We start from the raw sequence: 18378 nt of genomic DNA on the forward strand, positions 1-18378 counted from the left end.
CGGCTCGCCTGGGGGGGGGCCCGCCCCCCACCCCTGCCCGGCGGGCTCCCCCACCCACCACCCTTGCCCCCGCCTACCCCCACCGCGGCCCGCGCCGCGACGGGTGATGCAGTGGGCTCAGGCGCCAATCGACGCCTTCATCATCGGGAGCATCTCCCAGAGTTCGTTTTGCCAGTAGCTCCACGTGTGAGTGCCGGTGGAGGGGAAGGAGAAGTGCGCGGAGTCGATACCGAGCGTGGCCAGGCGGACCTGGAATGCGCGGTTCTGCGCGAGCGCCAGCGCCTCGAGGCCCATGGCGTTGGCGGTGTTGAACACGCCGATCGCAGAATTCGGGCGGTCGTGTTCACCGGGAAGGCCACTCGAGGCGGCAATCCACATCGGCAGACCGCGCAGGTTCGGTGCCGCGACGAACGGGTCGTGGCGCAGCCACGCGGAGTTCCACGGCGGGCCCCACATGGCGTCGGAGTTGAATCCGCCGGCGTCGAGCATGGCGATACGGATCGCTTCGCGCATACCGGGCGCGGACAGGTTCAGGTACCCGGACAGCGAGCCTGCGAAGCCGAACTGGTCGCGGTGGTAGGCAGCGAGGATCAGTGCGGCGTTACCGCCCATCGACAGTCCGACGACCGCGTTGTTGCTGCGGGAGATGCCGTACGCGTTGGCGAGGTGATCGGGCAGGTTCTGTGTAAGGAACGATTCCCACTTGTACGTGTACTGCTGGCCGTTGAAGTTGCTCGGCGAGTACCAATCGGCGTAGAAGCTCGACTGTCCACCCACCGGCATCACGACGTTGATGCCGTTGTCGGCGAGCCATGCGGCGTTGGTCTCGTGCTCCCAGCCGCTGACGTCGTTGGTGGCGCGCAGCCCGTCGAGCAGATACACGGCCTTGTTGCTGCCGTTGTTCGCGTGCCAGATGCGCACCTTGATCTGACCGACGCCACCGGGTGCCGCAACCCAGTCTTCGGAGAATCGGGTGTAGGGATCGGCCGACGCAGTGCCGGCGCCGACGCCTGCGAAGACGAGCGCGAGCGGAACCACAATGGCTGCCACGAGCAGACGCACCAGGGCGCGCGCTCCCCGTCTCGTTCCGATATCGGACGGATTCGTCACACCAAACTCTCCTTTAAACAGTTTCCCCAGAAATCACTCTCGTCACACGATATAAGCGGACGCGGGACCTTAGCAGGCTTGCACACAATCGTTATCCTGCAAAGCCGAAACCGAAATCCACATCTCGGCCGCTACCGTATCTTCACGTGCCTGATGCTCCCCTGCCTGTGCGAGACGGATTGAACCCTACCCGCCTGCGACTCCCGGAAAACTGCATGTCGGAGACGGTGGCAGAGTATCTGTGCGCCCGCTTCCCCGATGACATCGCACGGATCGAAGAGAAGATCGACTCCGGTGAGGTTCTTGCCGGTGACGGAACTGTGATCTCACATACCAGTCCCTACGTCCCGCGCACGTTCGTGTTCCTCTATCGCGATCCGCCGACCGAGGCACGCGTGCCATTCGAAATCGACATTCTCCACCGTGACGACAATCTGCTCGTCGTCGACAAACCTCACTTTCTACCCACCACACCCCGGGGTTCGTGGGTCGCGGAAACCGCGCTCGTCCGGCTGCGCCGCGAACTCGACCTTCCCGAACTGACACCTGCCCACCGACTCGACCGACTCACCGCCGGAGTGCTGGTCTTCACGGTCCGACGTGAGGCACGCCGCGCGTATCAGATGCTCTTCGACCGACGCATGGTCGAGAAGGAGTACGAAGCCGTGGCTCCGGCCGCGCCGCACCTCCGGTTCCCCCTCGACGTGCGCAGCCGCATCGTGAAGGAACGCGGAGTGCTCCAGGCGCGTGAAGTCTCGGGGGATGTCAACGCTGTCACCCGCATCGACGTGCACGAAGTCCGCGACGAACGTGCGTGGTACCGACTGTTACCGAGGACCGGAAAGACGCATCAATTGCGCGTACACATGAACTCCACGGGCATTCCCATCATGGGCGACCCTCTCTATCCACACGTGTACGACGTTGCACGCGACGACTATTCATCACCGCTCCAACTACTCGCGCGCTCGATCGAATTCGACGATCCGATCACGGGTCGGTCGACCCGCTTCACAAGCCGCAGAAACCTGGGAGCATGGGATCACAGCACCCCTTGACCCCGTTCACCGCACGGGCTTCTCGTCTTGGAGGATCCATGAATCTCGGCAGCATTTCCCGTACCTATGACGGCCGAGTGGCCCTGCGCTTCGAACGCGAGTTCCCCCATGCTCCGGAGAAGGTGTGGAGCGTCATCACCGACCCTCGGCACCTCGAGGCCTGGTTTCCCGCGTCGGTCGACTGGGACCTCACTCCGGGTGCACAACTGCAGTTCCGCACCACCGACGAACAGGTGCGCCGCTTCGGTCTCCCGTCCGGACACACGGCGAGCGGTTCGGTCCTCGTCGTGCAACGCGGACGGATTCTCGAGCTCATGTGGGACTCCGATGTCCTGCACTGGGAGCTGACACCCGACGGCTCCGGCGGATGCTGGCTCACCCTCACACACACCACCGACACCGAGGACGACGCGTACGCGCACGGAGCAGGCTGGCATGCCGGGTTCGAGGTCGTCGAGGCCCAGCTCGACGGCAGGGCGGTCGATTGGTCGATGTGGGATCGCGCGGAGGAACTCGCCGAGCACTACCGCAACCCCAGCAGCTGAAGCAGTCCCGCGGCCGGACCAATAGGTCTGCCCAATAGGTCTGGCTAATGGGTCTGCTCGGTCGGCACTCTCGCCCCGGTGCGATCCGACACGCGGTCGACGATCTCCGATGCCCACGAACCGACCGCATCCCAATCGCGGAAGTCTCCGAGCTGAGCACCGGTCATCCGCACGACCACACGCTCACCGGCACCGAGCACGGCGGGATCGATCTTACCGGCGAACATCCGGTGCTCACGGGCACCGGTACGCGCCATCACGGGCGCAACGTCGTAGTGATTGTTCACAGGGCGATCCTGCTCCGCGATAGGGCCGGACGAGAAGAGGAAGACCTCCCGACCTTGCAGCGCCTCGGCGTGCTCGTCGATGAAATCCCGGGCCGCGCGCAACCACCGATTGCGATAGACAGCGCTACCCACGATCACCACATCGTAGGCGGCGACGCTCGCTACTGCGCCAGGCGAGCGGACATCGACGTCGGCGCCGTGATGACGCAGGCCCGCGGCCAATGCCGTCGCGAGTTCCGCGGTGGAGCCGTGTCTACTCGCCACCGCCACCAAAATCCTCATTCTCACCCTCCGGAGACCCGCGTTTCCCCATGATCACCCGGATACGGGCAGAAGACCAGAGTCCAAGTGCCCTTTGCGCAACTTTCGTCGTGGCTCACATCTCGCACTCGCGACATTTCGGGAACTCGATGGCAGAGTTGTGCAGGGGAACACTCGGGAAACAGGAGAACCTTAACGTCTCTCCTGCCCTGTTGACAGGAGATTCCCAGCTCAGACCGCACCCGAACCACCCCCCCGAAGGAGGCGGACCCCAGTGACCTACGTCGTCGACACCGGTGTGGCCACGCTCCGCCACAGCCAGAATCACTCTGGCAGCGTTCCGATCCCGACACGCGGTATGCCCGCATGCCCAGCACCGGAAGACTCGTTCAGCGAGTCCGAGGGGTTGCTTGGCTCTCGCGAAACACCTCGAACACGTCATCGTCGTATACGCGGGCCGCACCAACACCACCTTCCGGCCGGCCCGCCTACCGCGCTCGACAAGTTCCCGTTTCATGGTCGCGACCGCCGCATCCGCAGCCTTACGCGCCATCGTCGACTTCGCCAGAAACTTCGGCTTGAAATCTTCCACCGCCAACAACTGATGCTCGTCCACGACACGCTTGGCCCAGGCCCGGCCATCGTGCCGGTTCTGCCGGGCCGCTTTCGCGTGCACCTTCGCGGCCTGCCTGCGGGCCCGCTGGTAGCCCTTCGACGGCGCCTGCCCCTTCCCACGACGACGTCGGGCCATCCGTTTCTGGGACTTCGCCAACTCCGCCGCACACCGTTTCCGATATTCGGCATGCGGCAGATCGAACTGCTCATCGGTGGCCGTCGCGGTCCGGGCCACACCCCAGTCGATCCCCACACCACTGTCGTCATCGAGCACCGGAATCGGCTGCCTCTCGCGGGTCACCACGAACGACGCCCACCAATGACCGAGCGAATCACACGTGATGCGCACACTCGACGGCTCCGACGGCAAGTCCCGCGACCACACCACCGGCATCGACACACCTTTGGGCAGCACCAGCTGCTCGTCGCGGATCCGGAAACCTCGGCGGGTGTACTCGAGCGACGGCAACGTTTTCTTCCGCGCCTTGTAGCGGGGGCGACCGCGGCCTTTGACGGTGAACGAGGCATCGAGGGCCTGCGCGTACGTGCGGAGCATCTGCTGCTGCGCGACTTGGGAGCCGCCTTGCAGCCACGACGACCGTTTCCGAGCCTCGGTCAACAGTCTTCCGAGTTTCACGAAATTCGGTTTGCCGCCGGTCTTCTGTTGGTGGACGGCTTCGTTCCACAGGAATCGGCAGCGGTGCCATTCCTGCATCAAGGCACGTTCGGCGAGCGCGCCCGGCCGCAGCCGGTAGTTGTAGCGCACCACCTCGGTCCCCATGCCCAGCACGATATCCGCGCCCACCGACACGGTGTGCTCGGTCCGACACGGTTGCTCCACGCAGCCCACCTTGCGGAAGGAGGACGGCGCTTCCTTTCCCTCGTGAACGAGGGAGTATCGGCGCCGAACACCAGATGACACCGGCGAAATCGACGACATCAACTTCTGAAGAGACCGAACGCAAGTACTCGGCGGCACCCGACCAGAAGTTGCCCGATCTGTCCGGAATCGCAGGAGTGGCATCGGTGGACGTCGACGCAGTCGACCTGTCCGCCCAATACTTCGACACCTCCGACCTGAAATTGCTGCGGTCGAAGATCACCCTTCGCCGGCGCGAAGGTGGCGACGACGCCGGCTGGCATTCGAAACTTCCCGCCGGGAGCGATACCCGCACCGAGTTGCATCACCCGTTCGCCACCGACGGCCCCTCCGACGTCGTTCCCGATGCACTGCTGGGGCTGCTCCGCGGCGTTTGCCGGAACCGCCCCGTCGCTCTCGCGGCGTTGCTGAACACCCGGCGGCATCGACATCGGCTCCGCGGAAACGACGGTGCGCTTCTCGCCGAAGTGGTCGTCGACGAAGTGACCGCGATCCGCAGTGTCGATGACGCCGAACCACAATGGCGGGAGATCGAAGTCGAACTCGGCCCGGGCGCCGACGCCTCGATCCTGGATGCCGTCGAAGAACTCCTCGCCACCGAGGGCATCACCCGCTCCCCGAGTCCGTCGAAAGTGCATCGGGTACTCGGCGATCTCATCCCCGATCCCGAACACATTCGCGGTACTGCCGGCTATCTGCGCGACTACCTCGCCCGAGAACGACAGACGCTGCTCATGTCCGACATCGCAGTGCGCCGCGACGCACCCGATGCCGTGCACAGCATGCGCAAGGCCGCCCGCCGCATCCGCAGCGCCCTGCAGACCTACGCCGACGATTTCGCGATCGACACCGCACTCGTCGAAGAACTGCGCTGGCTCGGAAGGTGCCTGAGCCCGTCCCGCGATCTCGAGGTTCAGCACGAACGACTCGCCGATCGGGTCGCGGAAATCGATGTCGAGCAATTCCGCGAGGCCACGCGTGCGCGCATCGACGAGTACTTCACAGCCAAATCCGTTGCAGCGCGGGCCGAAGCGATCACAACTCTCGATTCCGACCGGTATCTGGCGATGGTCGACAGCCTCGACACACTGATCGGCGAGTTGTCCTCCACCCCGCAGAAGCGCGACAAGCGACACCGGCCCAAGCCCGCGAAACTCGCCGGGTCGATCGAGAGTCTCGCGAAGAAGGTGTCGAAGCGGGTGAACCGGGTGGCCGAAGCGCCCGACGCCGCCGAGCGTGACGAGCGGATGCACCGCGCCCGCAAGGGTTCGAAGCGACTCCGCTACGCGATCGAGGTGATTGTGCCGCTGCACCCGAAGCGCGCCGAGCACGCACTCGACAGGTTCGACGAGTTCCAGGATCTGCTCGGTGAGTTCCAGGACTCCGTGGTGGCCCGCGACCATCTGCTCGACCTGGCATCCGAACAAGGACACTCCGCCGAATCGAGTTTCGGACTCGGTGTTCTGCACCAACTCGAAACCGAGATCGGTGCCCAGCAGGCCGTGCACCTCGAGTCGGCGTGGAAGAAGGCGTACAAGTCGGCGCGCACACTCTGGCGATGATTCGGGACCTACGACCCTGGCCCGAGATGCCGACATTCCCAGATATGCGCCGGATTCGTATGGCGTAACGTGACATCCGTAGCCGATCGGTCGCCCGTCCCCACAGGTCGCCGTACAAGTGAAGGAGACATCGATGAGCACATCGAGCACCCGCAAGGCCGTCGTCGCAGGTGTCGACGGTTCCGAGACCGCTGCGGCAGCCGCCCGGTGGGCAGGCGCCCTCGCCGCACGCCTCGAGGCGCCTCTCCACCTCGTTCATTCGCTGCCCAGCGAGGGAATCTTCTACAGCGAAGCTGCCGTCCTGATCCAATCCCAGATGGTCGAACAGCTCGAGAAGGACGGCAAGCAGGTTCTCTCCAACGTCGCCGATCTCGTTCGCGCCGACAACCCCGGCCTCGAGGTGCAGAGCTTCATCGGCCCCGGACCGGCTGCCACCTCCCTTCTCGAGGCAGCCGACGATGCGAGCGTCCTCGTCCTCGGGGCGACGGGTGCGGGCAAGGTCGAAAACTTCCTGCTCGGCTCGACCGTCGTCCGAGTCTCCAACCACGCACCGTGCCCGGTTGTGGTGTGGCGCGGTGACACAGCGAACCCGCTCCCCGATGACAAGCCCATCGTCGTGGGCGTTGACGGAAGCGAACTCTCTGCTGCAGCAGTGGATTACGCGTTCCAGTACGCACAGACCCTCGGTGCGCCGCTCGTGGCTCTACACTCGTGGATCGGCGACGCCGCGCTCGGGGTCGGCGCCACCGCCGCGCTGGTCGACTGGAATGCCGTCGCGGAGTCGGAGTCTGCCGTGCTCGCCGAATCCCTCGCGGGCCTGCAGGACAACTACCCGGAAGTCGAAGTCCGACGCGTCATCGACCGCGGGCCTGCCTCCAAGGTCCTGCTCTCCCACCTGAAAGACGCGCAGCTCGCCGTCGTCGGCAGCCACGGCCGTGGCCAGTTCGCTGCTGCCCTGCTCGGCTCCACCAGCCAGAATCTGCTGCACAACGCGCCCTGCCCGGTTCTGGTCGCGCGCCGGCCCTGACCGAAGTACCGGCATGCTGCGAGGCCCATGTCCCACCGCGGGGCGTGGGCCTCGCGCTCGTCCTCTGATCGCGTTCCCTGTTCACGGCTCTCAGATCGCGACGCCGAATGCAGCACCGAGCCCGTAGGTCGCCGCCATGGCGAGTGCACCGCCGAGCACCACGCGTCCTACCGCGCGTCCCCGTCGCGCGCCGCCCAGCCGGGCACCGACCGATCCGGTCGCGGCAAGCGCGAGCAACACCGCAACGAACGTCACCGGTATCCGGACGGGTTCGGCCACGAGCACAATCATCAGAAGCGGTGCCAACGCCCCGAGCGTGAATGCGACAGCGGACGACAGGGCCGCGACCCACGGGTTCGCGAGCTCCGTCGGATCGATCCCCAGCTCGATCTCCGCGTGGGCCCGGAGGGCGTTGCGGGCGGTCAGTTCCTCCGCCGCCGAACGCGCAGTGGCGTTCGACAGTCCCTTGCCTTCGAGTAGACCGGTCAGTTCCGCGAGTTCGGCTTCGGGCATCGCTGCCAGCTCTCGACGTTCGGTCCGCAAGGCAGCTCGTTCGGTGTCGCGCTGGGCGCTCACCGACACGTACTCCCCCAACGCCATCGAGACCGCACCCGCGGCCAGTCCTGCCACACCGGCCACGAGGATCGTCGACTTGTCGGTGGTGGCGGCGGCAATGCCGACGACCAGGCCGGCGGTCGAGACGATGCCGTCATTCGCGCCGAGAATCCCGGCCCGCAACCAGTTCAGTTTGGTGGCCAGGCCATTACCGTGCGGTTCTGCGGCATGATGCGACACGGACTCCTGTAATGGCATGGTCACCAGAGTAGGACTCGCAGACCGCTTCCGATAGCTCGGCCAGCCTCACCTCACCACGGTCCGAGTCCGAGTTCCCGTTCGAGCCAACCGGTGTCGGGTGATGCTCCCTCGGTAGCGTCGAGGATCACGGCGCCCGGCCAGTCGTCGCGTCGACGCAGCTGTTCGTCGAGTACCGCGGGTGTCGCGTCGGATGCGTCGTCGCCGCGTGTGATGCGAGATTCGATGCGCTGCACCAATACCGCGTGATCTGCTGTGCATTCGATTTCGATCAGGTCTGCGTTCGTCGAGGTGGCGACCTCACGCGCTGCACCACGGTGCTGCTCCGACAACCATGTCGCGTCGAGCACCACCGACTCACCGCGTGCTAGCAACTCGGCTGCCCGGCGGCACAACTCCCGGTACGTGGCGTCGGTGCTGTCCGCAGAGTACAAACCGACATCGACGCCGTCCCCGGTGCGATCGGTCGGTGCCATACCGGCGAGTTCCTTGCGGATCACATCACTTCGCAGAACGGTCGCACGGAGATGGTTGCCGATCACCCGCGACAGCGTCGATTTCCCTGTCGCCGCAACACCGCCCACGAGCACGAGCCGAACCCTCCCCCGGTCCAGGTTGCGTTCGGCCTGTGCGAGGAAGGAGAGAGCGGCTTCACCCGAGGGAGCGTCGCCCTGTTCGTGGCGTAACGCAGTCACCTTGGCACGCACCAAGGCTCGATAGGCGATGTAGTGGTGCACGAGCGATGCGGGTGGATGATCGCTCGACTGCGCGGTGTACGTATCGAGCAACGTGCGCGCTGCGTCGAGCGCACCGAGACGTTCGAAATCCATTGCCAGAAAGGCAAGATCGAGCGTCGCATCTCCATAGCGGAGTTCGTCGTCGAACTCGAGGCAGTCGATGATGCGAGGGCCGTCGTCCAAGCAGAAGATGTCGTCGCAGAGCATGTCTCCGTGCCCGTCGACCGCCCGGCCGGCCGCGATCCGCTCGTCGAACAACGCCGTACGCCCGTGCACATAACGCTCGGCTGCAGTGCGAATCCGAGCCAGAACGGGTCCGGCCTCCCGACCGATCCGCAGACGGTCGAGGTGATCGAGACTGAGCTGCCACAGTCCGGTGACGAATTCCGCAGTCGCGCACCGATCGATGGCCGGGTCGTGCAGCGACGCCGCGTGCAGCGCCGCTATCTGACGCGCCACCTCTTCGACGGCAGCACCGACGTCCACACCCCGGTCGATCAATGCCGCCATACGCCGATCGTCGGGTAGCCGCTTCATGACGACGAAGTGCTCACAGACCTCACCGTCCGGATCGCGCATATCGGCCACACCGAGATACACGTCCGGGGCGAGGCGCCGATTGAGTTCCACCTCGCGATGGCAGATCCACTCCCGAGCAGCACGGGTGCGGTTGTCGAGAAAGCCCAGGTCGAGCGGCTTCTTCATCTTGTGCACGCGATCACCGACGAAGAACACCACCGAACTGTGAGTTTCGCGCATCAGCGCGTATGCAGCCTCTGCTTCCCCGTTCACCGTGCACCCCTCGTGTTGTTCTGCGACCGTTCTCTTCCCTACTGTGCCCGCATCTCGCGCGGTTCGCGCGTCCAAGTGCGGCAATGACTTGCGCCGTTGCGCCGGAGCCCACAGCCCGAAAGCGGTAGTTTTGCTGTCCAGCGAACATCGGACAGGGGGACCATGAAAAGCGACGGAGAGCGCCTTCCCGACACCGGGGAGAGCGAAGTCGTGATCCTCGCCGCGGCGAGGACACAGATCGAACGAGACCTGCTGGACCGCTGGTGCCGTTCGAAGGATGTACCCGCCGGATACCGCACTTCCGGTCGGCCCGATGTTCTGGACCTCGACTCACGAATCCTCACCACCCGCCTTGCCGACCGGGACGGCAATCCTCTCCTCCTTCCCGTCCGCGTGGCGTGGCTCCCGGCAGAACGAGACGGCGCCCGCCGCGCACGCTTTTCCGATGTGCTCGCACTGACCAACCCCCGAAACCCCAACACGCTGATCCAGAAGTGGCTCGTCGGCAGATCGTCCGACCGGTATCGCATCGTGGTGGCGGCATCCGCGCACCTGGACGATCTTCGTGAGCAGTTCGCCGAGTCCGAACCCGGCCGGGTTCCGGAGGCGGCGTCGTTCGCGCGATATGTGACGCGTCGCGCGGTGGTTGCGCTCGAGCGCGCCGAGCGCGCCGTCATAGGCGATCGGTACAAGGTGCCCAGGCTCGTCGCCGAACAGATCATGGATTCGTCGTCGTTCCGTCAGCGTCTCGACACCATCGCCACCGAGGAACACCTCCCCCGCGACGAGGTCGACGCACGAGCCCGCAGCGCGCTCGGCGAGCTCGTCGCGGTGCAGTCGCGCCTGGTCACCGACCTCTTCACACAGGCCATGCGGCCACTGCACACATCGGCGTGGACCGTGCACGCGGACGACTCCGGGTTGGAATCGCTGCGCGAACTCAACCGCACGCATCCGCTGGTGTTTCTGCCGTCCCACCGGTCGTATGCCGATGCGCTCGTCCTCGGCGACATTCTGGCCGGTCACGACTTTCCCGGAAATCACCTGATGGGAGGTGCGAATCTCACGTTCTGGCCGCTCGGCCCGATCGCGCGTCGCACAGGCACCGTCTTCATCCGCCGGAGCTTCGGCGACGACACCGTGTACAAAGCGGCGTTGCAGGAGTACTTCGCGTTTCTGCTGAGCAAGCGGTTCAATCTCGAGTGGTACTTCGAAGGAGGCCGGACCCGCACCGGCAAGCTCCGCAGACCGCGTTACGGCCTTCTCAACTACGTCGCCAACGCCATCCGCGGTGGGCGGGTCGACGACGCGATGCTCGTACCGGTGTCGATCACCTACGAGGGTCTCGCCGAGGTCGCGGCCGTGGCAGCCGAACAGACCGGCGCCCCGAAGAGACCCGAAGGATTGAGGTGGCTTGCGAATTACGCCCGCAGCCAGCAGCGCACCGCAGGCAATGTCTATGTACGGTTCGGCACACCGTTGTCGATGCGAGCACAACTCGCGGCGGGCGGCGATCCTGATCTGTCGGGCTCCCCGGACGCCGATGATCCTGCAGCCGGGGAAAGCCTGCGACGCAGGGCCATGCAGAAGGTGGCGTTCGAAGTGGCGGTCGGCATCAACCGCAACACACCGGTCACCGTGAACAGCCTCGTCACCCTCGCCCTGCTCGGCGTCCGCGACCGGGCATTGACGCTCGACGAGGTACGAGCCGTCATCGCGCCGGTCCGGGCCTACCTCGATGCCCGCGACGCACCACAGGGCGAAGTAGGACTTCTCGATCGCGAGGGCGGTCTCGCCCGGGTCCTCGCAGCACTGACCGACGCCGGCGTCGTGACGACGTACACCGGAGGCGACGAGGCGGTGTATTCGATCCAGCCGGGCCAGCATCTCGTCGCCGCGTTCTATCGCAACAGCGGTATCCACTGGTTCGTCAACCGCTCGATCATCGAACTGGCCATCCTGTTCGTGCACGAACACCCGAGCGACAACCCGGTGCGCGCGGCGTGGTACGAAGCGAAGAACCTGCGTGACCTGCTCAAGTTCGAGTTCTTCTTCCCCGACCGCGACACCTTCGAATCGGAACTGCAGAAGGAAGTCGAGCTCCTCGTGCCCGAATGGGAGTGGGGAACCCCGCTGCCCACCGAGGGCCGGGCGCTCAACGCGCTGATCGAAACCGGGCTCTTCATGTCGCATCGCACGCTGCGCTCGTTCTTCGACGCGCAGCTCGTCGTCGCCGAGCGGCTGGCGCGGCGAGATCCTACGCTCGAGGTCGACAGCGCAGCATTCCTCGACGAGTGTGTCGCGGTCGGCAGGCAAATGCTGCTGCAAGGGCGGCTGCACGGTTCGGAATCCGTATCCTCGGAACTGTTCGCGACAGCTTTGGAGCTGGCACGCAACCGCGGGTTGCTCGACCGAGGCGACCACACGGTCGCCGAGAGGCGGCACGCGTTCGCGTCGCAGCTGCTGGCCGTCGGTGATCGAGTCGCGTTGGCCGAGTCGCTCGACGTGTCGAACAGGAAGGCGGATCGTTGAACATCGAGCAGGTGCTGAACATCGACCAGGCGCTACACCGGGTACGCACGGGGCGACAGGGCCCCGAAGTGGGGGCGTTCTTCGACTTCGACGGCACCATCGTGCACGGCTTCTCCGGTCTGCACTTCTTCCGCGACAGGCTCCTCGCCGGCAAGGTCACCGCGGCCGAACTCGCTTCGACCATGGTCAACGGTCTCCGCGGAACCGACAGTGAAGCCGATTTCGAACGTTTCGTTGCGGTTGCGTTCAAGGCGTGGCGGGGCCACACCGAAGAGGAACTGTACGAGATCGGGCAACGCCTGTTCATGTCCACGATCGCCGGTCATCTGTACCCGGAGGCGTGGCAACTCATCGGAGCCCACCAGAACGCAGGCCATACCGTCGTGATCGCGTCGTCGGCGTCGCGCTACCAGATCCAGGCCGCCGCCGACGCACTCGGTGTCGAGCACGTGCTGTTCACCCCACTCGAGGTCGTCGACGGTGTCCTGACCGGACGGGTCGACGGAAAGTCGTTGTGGCGCAGCGGAAAATTCGCTGCCACTCGTGCATTCATGGAAGAACACGGTATCGACGGTGCGCACAGCTACACCTATTCCAACGGTGGCGAGGACGCAGAGTTCCTCGCCGCAACCGGAAACCCGACTCCTACCAACCCCGACGGCACGCTCGAACGGTTCGCACGCGAACACGAATGGCCCATCCTGCGGTTCCGTCCACGGGGCACTCCCGGGGTGAAGGAAGTGGTACGTACCGCCGCCGCGTACGGCGGCATCGTCGGTTCCGTCTCGACAGGGCTCGGGCTCGGGCTGATCAACCGCAGCCACAAGGTCGCGCTCGACTCGATCACCAACATCATGCCCGACGTCTCGCTCGCACTCGCGGGTGTCGACGTGCGGGTACGCGGCGAAGCCAACGCGTGGGAGCATCGCCCCGCCGTGTTCATCTTCAACCATCAGAGTCAGCTCGACCCGATGATCCTCGCGAAAGTACTGCGACACGGCTTCACCGGCGTCGCGAAAAAGGAGATGGCGAACGACCCGCTGTTCGGACCGCTGCTCCGATTCGTCGGTGCCACCTTCGTCGATCGGGGCAACACCGAACGCGCCGTGGAAGCACTCGCACCGGTGGTCGACACCCTGCGACAAGGCACCTCGGTCATCATCGCGCCGGAAGGCACGCGCTCCCTGACACCGCAGATCGGACGCTTCAAGAAGGGCGCATTCCGCATCGCAATGGAGGCTCGGGTACCGATCGTTCCCGTGGTGATCCGCAATGCCGGGGAGATGCTGTGGAAGCACTCCACCCTGCTCAGATCGGGCACCGTCGACGTCGCGGTGCTCGATCCCATCGATGTGAGCGGGTGGCACAGCGAACTCGACGTGCGGATCGCCGAAGTCGAAGACCTGTACCGCAAGACCCTCACGGACTGGCCGCGCACGTAGATGACGGATGACAACACCCGAGATGAACATGTCAGGGACGAACACGCCTCGGACCAACATGCGACAGACGAACATGCCGCCGACGAGCACGTGACCGACCGGGCCGACCCCGATCCCGACGTCAACGACAACGGCTCGGCCCTGACACCGAAACGACGCCGCTACCTGAAGTGGATCGTCGGCGTCCTACTGGTGGTGGTGCTCACCGTCGAGGTGATCCTCGTGTGGCCGGAACTGACCGATGGTGTCAGCGGCCTGGGTCACCTGTACTGGTGGTGGGTGATCGCCGCCATCCTTGCGTCGGGCGCAGAGATGTCGAGTTTCGCGAGTGTGCAACGCGCACTGCTGTCCGCAGCGGGCGTGAAGGTGACCTTTCGCCAGTCACTCTCGGTGGCGCTCGCCTCGAACTCGATGAGCGTGACCTTGCCCGGTGGACCGGTCGTGGGAACCACCTTCACCTATCGGCAGATGCGCAAATGGGGCGCGGCCCCCGTCATCGCGACGTGGCAACTCGTGATGGCAGGTCTGCTACAGGCCGCAGGGCTTGCGCTGCTCGGACTGGTGGGTGCGCTTCTCATCGGTGCCACCACCAACCCGTTCTCACTCATCTTCTCCGTCGGTGGCCTCGCCGCGTTCCTGGTGCTCGTCCAATACGCCGCGAGCAACCCCGGCTCACTCGAGTCCATCGGTCTGATCGCACTGCGAGGTCTCAACCGGCTCCGGAAGAAGCCGTCGGATGCGGGATCGCGGGCATGGGGGAAGATCGTCGATCAGATCGGGGCCGTGCAACTCGATCGTCCGCATGCCGCCCGCGCTTTCGGCTGGTCGATCTTCAACTGGGTGTGCGACGGCGCATGCCTCGCGTTCGCGGCCTATGCGGTCGGGGGCACGCCCAGTCTCGCCGGCATCGCCGTCGCCTATGCCGCCGGTACGGCCATGAGCCGTGCGATCCCGCTGCTGCCCGCGGGCCTCGGGGTGATGGACGCGGTACTCGTCCCCGCGCTGACCGCGAGCGGGATGACGGGCGCGGAGGCGTTGTCCGCCGTGCTCGTCTACCGCCTGATCAGTTTCCTTCTCATCGCGGTGGTCGGGTGGATCGTGTTCGCGCTGCGTTACCGCGGGGTCCACGAAGAAGAGGACGACGACCCGGGCCCCGGCCTCGACAAACTCTGGCAGGACTGACCCGGTCGGGTGTGCGCCGTCACCGCATCTGATCATGAATCCCGAATTTGTTCCGATTTCGACGCCGCGAGGACTAGCGTCAACGCAATCGAACGAGTGGAGGGACGAGGTTCGTGGCACAGCACGAAGCTGCACACAAGCGCGAGGTCTGGTCGGGCCGGTCGGTGTTCATCATGGCCGCCATCGGCTCGGCTGTCGGCCTGGGCAATATCTGGCGATTCCCGTATATCGCGTACGAGAACGGCGGTGGGGCATTTCTCATCCCCTACCTGGTGGCCTTGCTCACCGCGGGCATTCCGTTGCTGTTCGTCGACTACGCAATGGGCCACAAGTTCAGAGGGTCGCCGCCACTGTCGTTCCGGCGGCTCAGCCGCGGCAGCGAGTTCATCGGTTGGTGGCAGGTACTGATCTGTTTCGTCATCGGCGTCTACTACGCGGTGATCATCGCGTGGGCCGCCTGCTACACCTTCTTCTCAATGACCGAGGCATGGGGCAACAACCCGGAAGGGTTCTTCCTGGAGGACTTCCTGCGCGTCGACGGCGAGTCGTCGTTCGGTCTGAGTTTCGTGCCGGGTGTCGCGTGGCCGCTGGTTCTCGTGTGGATCGCCGTGCTCGCCGTGCTCGTGCTCGGTGTACAACGCGGTATCGGCAACGCGAACCGCATCTTCGTGCCGCTGCTCGTCGTTCTGTTCGGTGCACTCGTGGTCCAAGCGCTGCTGCTCGACGGTGCAAGCGTGGGACTCGACGCATTCTTCACACCCAACTGGGAGGCATTGACCGATTCCGGTGTGTGGATCGCGGCCTACGCGCAGATCTTCTTCTCGCTGTCCGTCGCCTTCGGCATCATGCTCACGTACTCGTCGTACCTGAAGCGGAAGACGAACCTGACCGGGTCCGGCCTGGTGGTGGGTTTCTCCAACTCGAGCTTCGAGGTGCTCGCGGGTATCGGTGTGTTCTCGGCGCTCGGCTTCATGGCGCAGGCGCAGGGCGTCGCGGTCGACGAGGTAGTGGCGGGCGGCATCGGTCTTGCATTCATCGCGTTCCCGACGATCGTGTCGCAGATGCCGGGCGGTCCCATTTTCGGCGTGCTGTTCTTCGGTTCGCTCGTGTTCGCCGGGTTCACGTCGCTGATCAGCATCCTCCAGGTGACGGTCTCTGCGTTCCAGGACAAGACCGGACTCGGCAAGGTGCCCGCGGTGCTGACGATCGGCGGCGCTGCAGCAATCGTGTCGATACTCCTGTTCCCCACCACTACCGGCCTGAACACCCTCGACGTGGTCGACCGATTCGCGAATCAGTTCGGCATCGTGGGTGTCGCATTCGCGGCCATCATCGTGATCGCATGGGTCCTGCGTCGCCTGCCCGAACTGCGCGACCACCTCAACTCGGTGTCGTCGTTCAAGGTGGGGCTGGTCTGGCAGATCTTCGTCGGCGTGATCACGCCGGTGGTCCTGGGATACATGCTGTTCAGCGAGATCCGCGACCGCATCGACGAAGGTTACGGCGGACTGCCCGACGATCTCGTGATGACCTTCGGGTGGGGCGTGCAGATCGTGGTGATCGTGTTGGCAATCGCCATGTCGTTCATCCCGTGGCGCCGAGGGATCGAAACCGAGTTCGAATTCGATGAGAACCGATCGGACTCCACATCGACGCTTGCCAAGACACAGCAGGGAGAGAATTCGTGAACACCTCAGCGATCGTGATGATGGTCCTCGCCCTGGCGACTCTGTGGGGCGGCCTGACCGCGAGCATCATCCACCTGCGTAACCATCCCGACGATATGGAGTGAGACTTCCTCCCGACGACAGTGTCGGTTGAGTAACACACGGGGCGGCGCTCTGGCCGGAGCGCCGCCCTTGTGCTTTCCTTGGATCCGACAGTCTCAACCTTTACTTGAGGCTGAGTGTTTGAATCGATGGTTCGAGACCGACGTGTCGAGACCTGACGCACAGGAGCACCCATGACCCGCAAGACCACGCGCGCCCGGATGCGCCCCCTCGCCGCCGCGACCACCCTCGCCGTAGCAGCCGGCCTCGCACTGCCTGCCGTAGCCACCGCACAACCTGCACCCACGCCACCGGTCGTCGATGCACCCGCACCCGCCGAGACCCCAGCGCCCACCGAGATCCCCGCGCCGGCCGCCGACAGCGCGATCGCCACCGCACTCGGAGTGCTGCGCTCGACACCGGGCGCCGACGAGGCCGCGCTCGCCGCAGCCGAGGCCGTCGCCGGGGCACGTGGCAGCGCCGTCGACGCAGCCGAGGGCTCCCCTCTCGGCGCGTACGACGAAATGACAGAGTTCCTGCGCGCCTTGGGAATCGAGCCGTTCCTCTTCCCCACCGGCGCACCGTTCTGCACGTCCGACGGCAACCTGCCGCTCGGCATCGCCCCAGCGATGGCCGGAGCCCTCCCCGGCCCGTGGCCGAATCAGGAATTCCTCGGCCGATCCCTCAACGTCGTCGATCCCGCCCAGACTCTGTTCGCTTTCGTCCCGATGGGGCTCGAGGACGACGCGAACGCCGACGGAATCCAGCTCGCATGGTTCAACGTCAACACGCTGCAGGGCGGACTGGTGCCGATGGGCACACTCCAGGAGGCCGGATCGGCTGCAATCCCCGAAGGCCTGACAGGCCCTGCCCGCACCATGGCGGAGCAGGCGGTTGCCGCGTTCCTCGCCCAGACCGTGCCGTTCGGCGGCGTGCGCGTCGCACCCGTCGACACCGGCGCGGGCACCGTCCTGGCCGCCGTGTTCGGCACAGTCCAGAACGGCGAGTCGTCGTGCTTCTTCCTGCCCACGATCGGCATCGTCGACGTGCCCGCCTGACACCATCGGAACGGTTGCGGCGGGTGAGTTCAGCTCGCCCGCTGCAACCGCTCGAGGCGATCGAAGACCAATCGGACCGCGGTGTCCATATGGGTAACGACCCCTTCGGCGCCCATTCGCCCATTCGCCCAAGCAACCAGGCTCGACATCCACACATCCGCAACGATGTGCACAGCGTTGAGCACTACCTCGGTGACGATCTCGATACCGGCAGACCTCGCGAACAGCGTGGTGAGCACATGTCCGAGTCGGTCCAGCTCGGGCGCCGACGACGCATCGGCGAACATCACGGCACGCACGAGCGCGTCGTACTGCTGCGGGTCCTGTTCCAACCTCGAGACGGACGCGCGCAGGACACCCATGATCCGCTCGTGGGGCGTGTCGCCGGGTAGATCGGCGGCGGAGAAACGCTCGCCGACTTCCTCGAACTGGGTCACCATCGCCACCACGAGCAGCTGGTTCTTCGATGGGAAGTACCGGTAGACCGTGCCGAGCGCGACACCCGACCGGTCTGCGACGGCACGCATCTGCACGGCGTCGTAGCCGCCCTCCGACGCGAGCTGCTTCGCGGAGTCGACGATCCTCAGATACCGGGCACGCTGCGCCGGCTTCAGCCCGGCCCCCGGGGACTGAGCAACCGGACGTTTCCGCGCCTCGTCCGACATGGTCGACTCTTCCGTCATCACGTCACCTTCCGCTAGTGCAGGT

General features: G+C 65.3%; 16 protein-coding genes. 10 read left to right on the forward strand and 6 right to left on the reverse strand.

What is annotated here, in order from left to right; translation table 11 throughout:
* Positions 1-117 precede the first annotated feature (117 nt).
* Entirely contained in the window at positions 118-1110 is a 993-nt protein-coding gene (locus tag ACFWCF_RS07835; RefSeq protein WP_378559281.1) for an alpha/beta hydrolase, read from the reverse strand.
* A gap of 146 nt (positions 1111-1256) precedes the next feature.
* Here ACFWCF_RS07835 and ACFWCF_RS07840 point away from each other — a divergent pair, with 146 nt between their 5' ends.
* Both ACFWCF_RS07840 and ACFWCF_RS07845 read left to right on the forward strand, forming a co-directional pair.
* Positions 1257-2168 carry a pseudouridine synthase gene (locus ACFWCF_RS07840; RefSeq protein WP_378559284.1) on the forward strand — a complete coding sequence of 304 codons (912 nt, stop codon included), beginning with the start codon at positions 1257-1259 and terminating at the stop codon, positions 2166-2168.
* A gap of 38 nt (positions 2169-2206) precedes the next feature.
* Positions 2207-2713, forward strand: a complete 507-nt coding sequence (locus ACFWCF_RS07845; protein ID WP_378492786.1) for an SRPBCC domain-containing protein — start codon at positions 2207-2209, stop codon at positions 2711-2713.
* A gap of 44 nt (positions 2714-2757) precedes the next feature.
* On the opposite strand, the gene ACFWCF_RS07850 is transcribed toward ACFWCF_RS07845, so the two are convergent.
* The gene (locus ACFWCF_RS07850; protein ID WP_378559287.1) at positions 2758-3282 is read right to left on the reverse strand and encodes a flavodoxin domain-containing protein; all 525 of its coding nucleotides are present in this window, start codon (positions 3280-3282) and stop codon (positions 2758-2760) included.
* 94 nt (positions 3283-3376) lie between these two features.
* Positions 3377-4717: an RNA-guided endonuclease InsQ/TnpB family protein gene (locus ACFWCF_RS07855; RefSeq protein WP_378559290.1), complete on the reverse strand. Its 1341-nt coding sequence runs from the start codon at positions 4715-4717 to the stop codon at positions 3377-3379.
* 74 nt (positions 4718-4791) lie between these two features.
* On the opposite strand from ACFWCF_RS07855, the gene ACFWCF_RS07860 reads away from it, so the two are divergent.
* Together ACFWCF_RS07860 and ACFWCF_RS07865 are read left to right on the forward strand one after the other, a co-directional pair.
* On the forward strand, positions 4792-6318 hold the full coding sequence (locus ACFWCF_RS07860) for a CHAD domain-containing protein (RefSeq protein ID WP_378559293.1): 1527 nt from the start codon (positions 4792-4794) through the stop codon (positions 6316-6318).
* Positions 6319-6451: 133 nt separating this feature from the next.
* The gene (locus ACFWCF_RS07865; protein WP_378559296.1) at positions 6452-7345 is read left to right on the forward strand and encodes a universal stress protein; all 894 of its coding nucleotides are present in this window, start codon (positions 6452-6454) and stop codon (positions 7343-7345) included.
* A gap of 90 nt (positions 7346-7435) precedes the next feature.
* Here ACFWCF_RS07865 and ACFWCF_RS07870 read toward each other — a convergent pair whose 3' ends face one another.
* Both ACFWCF_RS07870 and ACFWCF_RS07875 read right to left on the reverse strand, forming a co-directional pair.
* Positions 7436-8158, reverse strand: coding sequence for a VIT family protein (locus ACFWCF_RS07870; protein WP_378559299.1), 723 nt, complete (start codon positions 8156-8158; stop codon positions 7436-7438).
* Between the two features lie 53 nt (positions 8159-8211).
* Positions 8212-9654, reverse strand: coding sequence for an AAA family ATPase (locus tag ACFWCF_RS07875; RefSeq protein ID WP_378559455.1), 1443 nt, complete (start codon positions 9652-9654; stop codon positions 8212-8214).
* A 195-nt stretch (positions 9655-9849) separates the two neighbouring features.
* Between ACFWCF_RS07875 and ACFWCF_RS07880 the strand changes: the two genes are divergently transcribed.
* From ACFWCF_RS07880 to ACFWCF_RS07905, 6 genes are all read left to right on the forward strand, one after another.
* Positions 9850-12219 (forward strand): glycerol-3-phosphate 1-O-acyltransferase, encoded by a 2370-nt coding sequence (locus ACFWCF_RS07880; protein WP_378559302.1) that lies wholly within the window; start codon positions 9850-9852, stop codon positions 12217-12219.
* Positions 12220-12233: 14 nt separating this feature from the next.
* Complete coding sequence (locus ACFWCF_RS07885) at positions 12234-13661, forward strand: HAD-IB family hydrolase (RefSeq protein ID WP_378559458.1); 1428 nt, start codon at positions 12234-12236, stop codon at positions 13659-13661.
* 90 nt (positions 13662-13751) lie between these two features.
* Positions 13752-14843: a YbhN family protein gene (locus ACFWCF_RS07890; protein WP_378559305.1), complete on the forward strand. Its 1092-nt coding sequence runs from the start codon at positions 13752-13754 to the stop codon at positions 14841-14843.
* A gap of 113 nt (positions 14844-14956) precedes the next feature.
* Positions 14957-16531, forward strand: coding sequence for a sodium-dependent transporter (locus ACFWCF_RS07895; RefSeq protein WP_378559308.1), 1575 nt, complete (start codon positions 14957-14959; stop codon positions 16529-16531).
* Entirely contained in the window at positions 16528-16635 is a 108-nt protein-coding gene (locus ACFWCF_RS07900) for a methionine/alanine import family NSS transporter small subunit (protein WP_378492778.1), read from the forward strand. The genes ACFWCF_RS07895 and ACFWCF_RS07900 overlap by 4 nt, the downstream gene beginning before the upstream one ends.
* Positions 16636-16806: 171 nt before the next feature.
* The gene (locus ACFWCF_RS07905) at positions 16807-17670 is read left to right on the forward strand and encodes a hypothetical protein (RefSeq protein WP_378559311.1); all 864 of its coding nucleotides are present in this window, start codon (positions 16807-16809) and stop codon (positions 17668-17670) included.
* Positions 17671-17699: 29 nt separating this feature from the next.
* On the opposite strand, the gene ACFWCF_RS07910 is transcribed toward ACFWCF_RS07905, so the two are convergent.
* Complete coding sequence (locus ACFWCF_RS07910; RefSeq protein ID WP_378559314.1) at positions 17700-18353, reverse strand: TetR family transcriptional regulator; 654 nt, start codon at positions 18351-18353, stop codon at positions 17700-17702.
* Between the last annotated feature and the right edge of the window lie 25 nt (positions 18354-18378).

Origin of the sequence: Rhodococcus sp. NPDC060090, assembly GCF_042729855.1 — a bacterium.
GTDB lineage: Bacteria > Actinomycetota > Actinomycetes > Mycobacteriales > Mycobacteriaceae > Rhodococcus.

Coding starts and splice junctions, on each gene's coding strand:
- ACFWCF_RS07860 (WP_378559293.1), top strand. CDS start 4,792: ATGACACCGGCGAAATCGACGACATCAACTTCTGAAGAGACCGAACGC.
- ACFWCF_RS07875 (WP_378559455.1), bottom strand. CDS start 9,654: ATGCGCGAAACTCACAGTTCGGTGGTGTTCTTCGTCGGTGATCGCGTG.
- ACFWCF_RS07910 (WP_378559314.1), bottom strand. CDS start 18,353: ATGACGGAAGAGTCGACCATGTCGGACGAGGCGCGGAAACGTCCGGTT.
- ACFWCF_RS07865 (WP_378559296.1), top strand. CDS start 6,452: ATGAGCACATCGAGCACCCGCAAGGCCGTCGTCGCAGGTGTCGACGGT.
- ACFWCF_RS07845 (WP_378492786.1), top strand. CDS start 2,207: ATGAATCTCGGCAGCATTTCCCGTACCTATGACGGCCGAGTGGCCCTG.
- ACFWCF_RS07905 (WP_378559311.1), top strand. CDS start 16,807: ATGACCCGCAAGACCACGCGCGCCCGGATGCGCCCCCTCGCCGCCGCG.
- ACFWCF_RS07850 (WP_378559287.1), bottom strand. CDS start 3,282: ATGAGGATTTTGGTGGCGGTGGCGAGTAGACACGGCTCCACCGCGGAA.
- ACFWCF_RS07870 (WP_378559299.1), bottom strand. CDS start 8,158: ATGCCATTACAGGAGTCCGTGTCGCATCATGCCGCAGAACCGCACGGT.
- ACFWCF_RS07880 (WP_378559302.1), top strand. CDS start 9,850: ATGAAAAGCGACGGAGAGCGCCTTCCCGACACCGGGGAGAGCGAAGTC.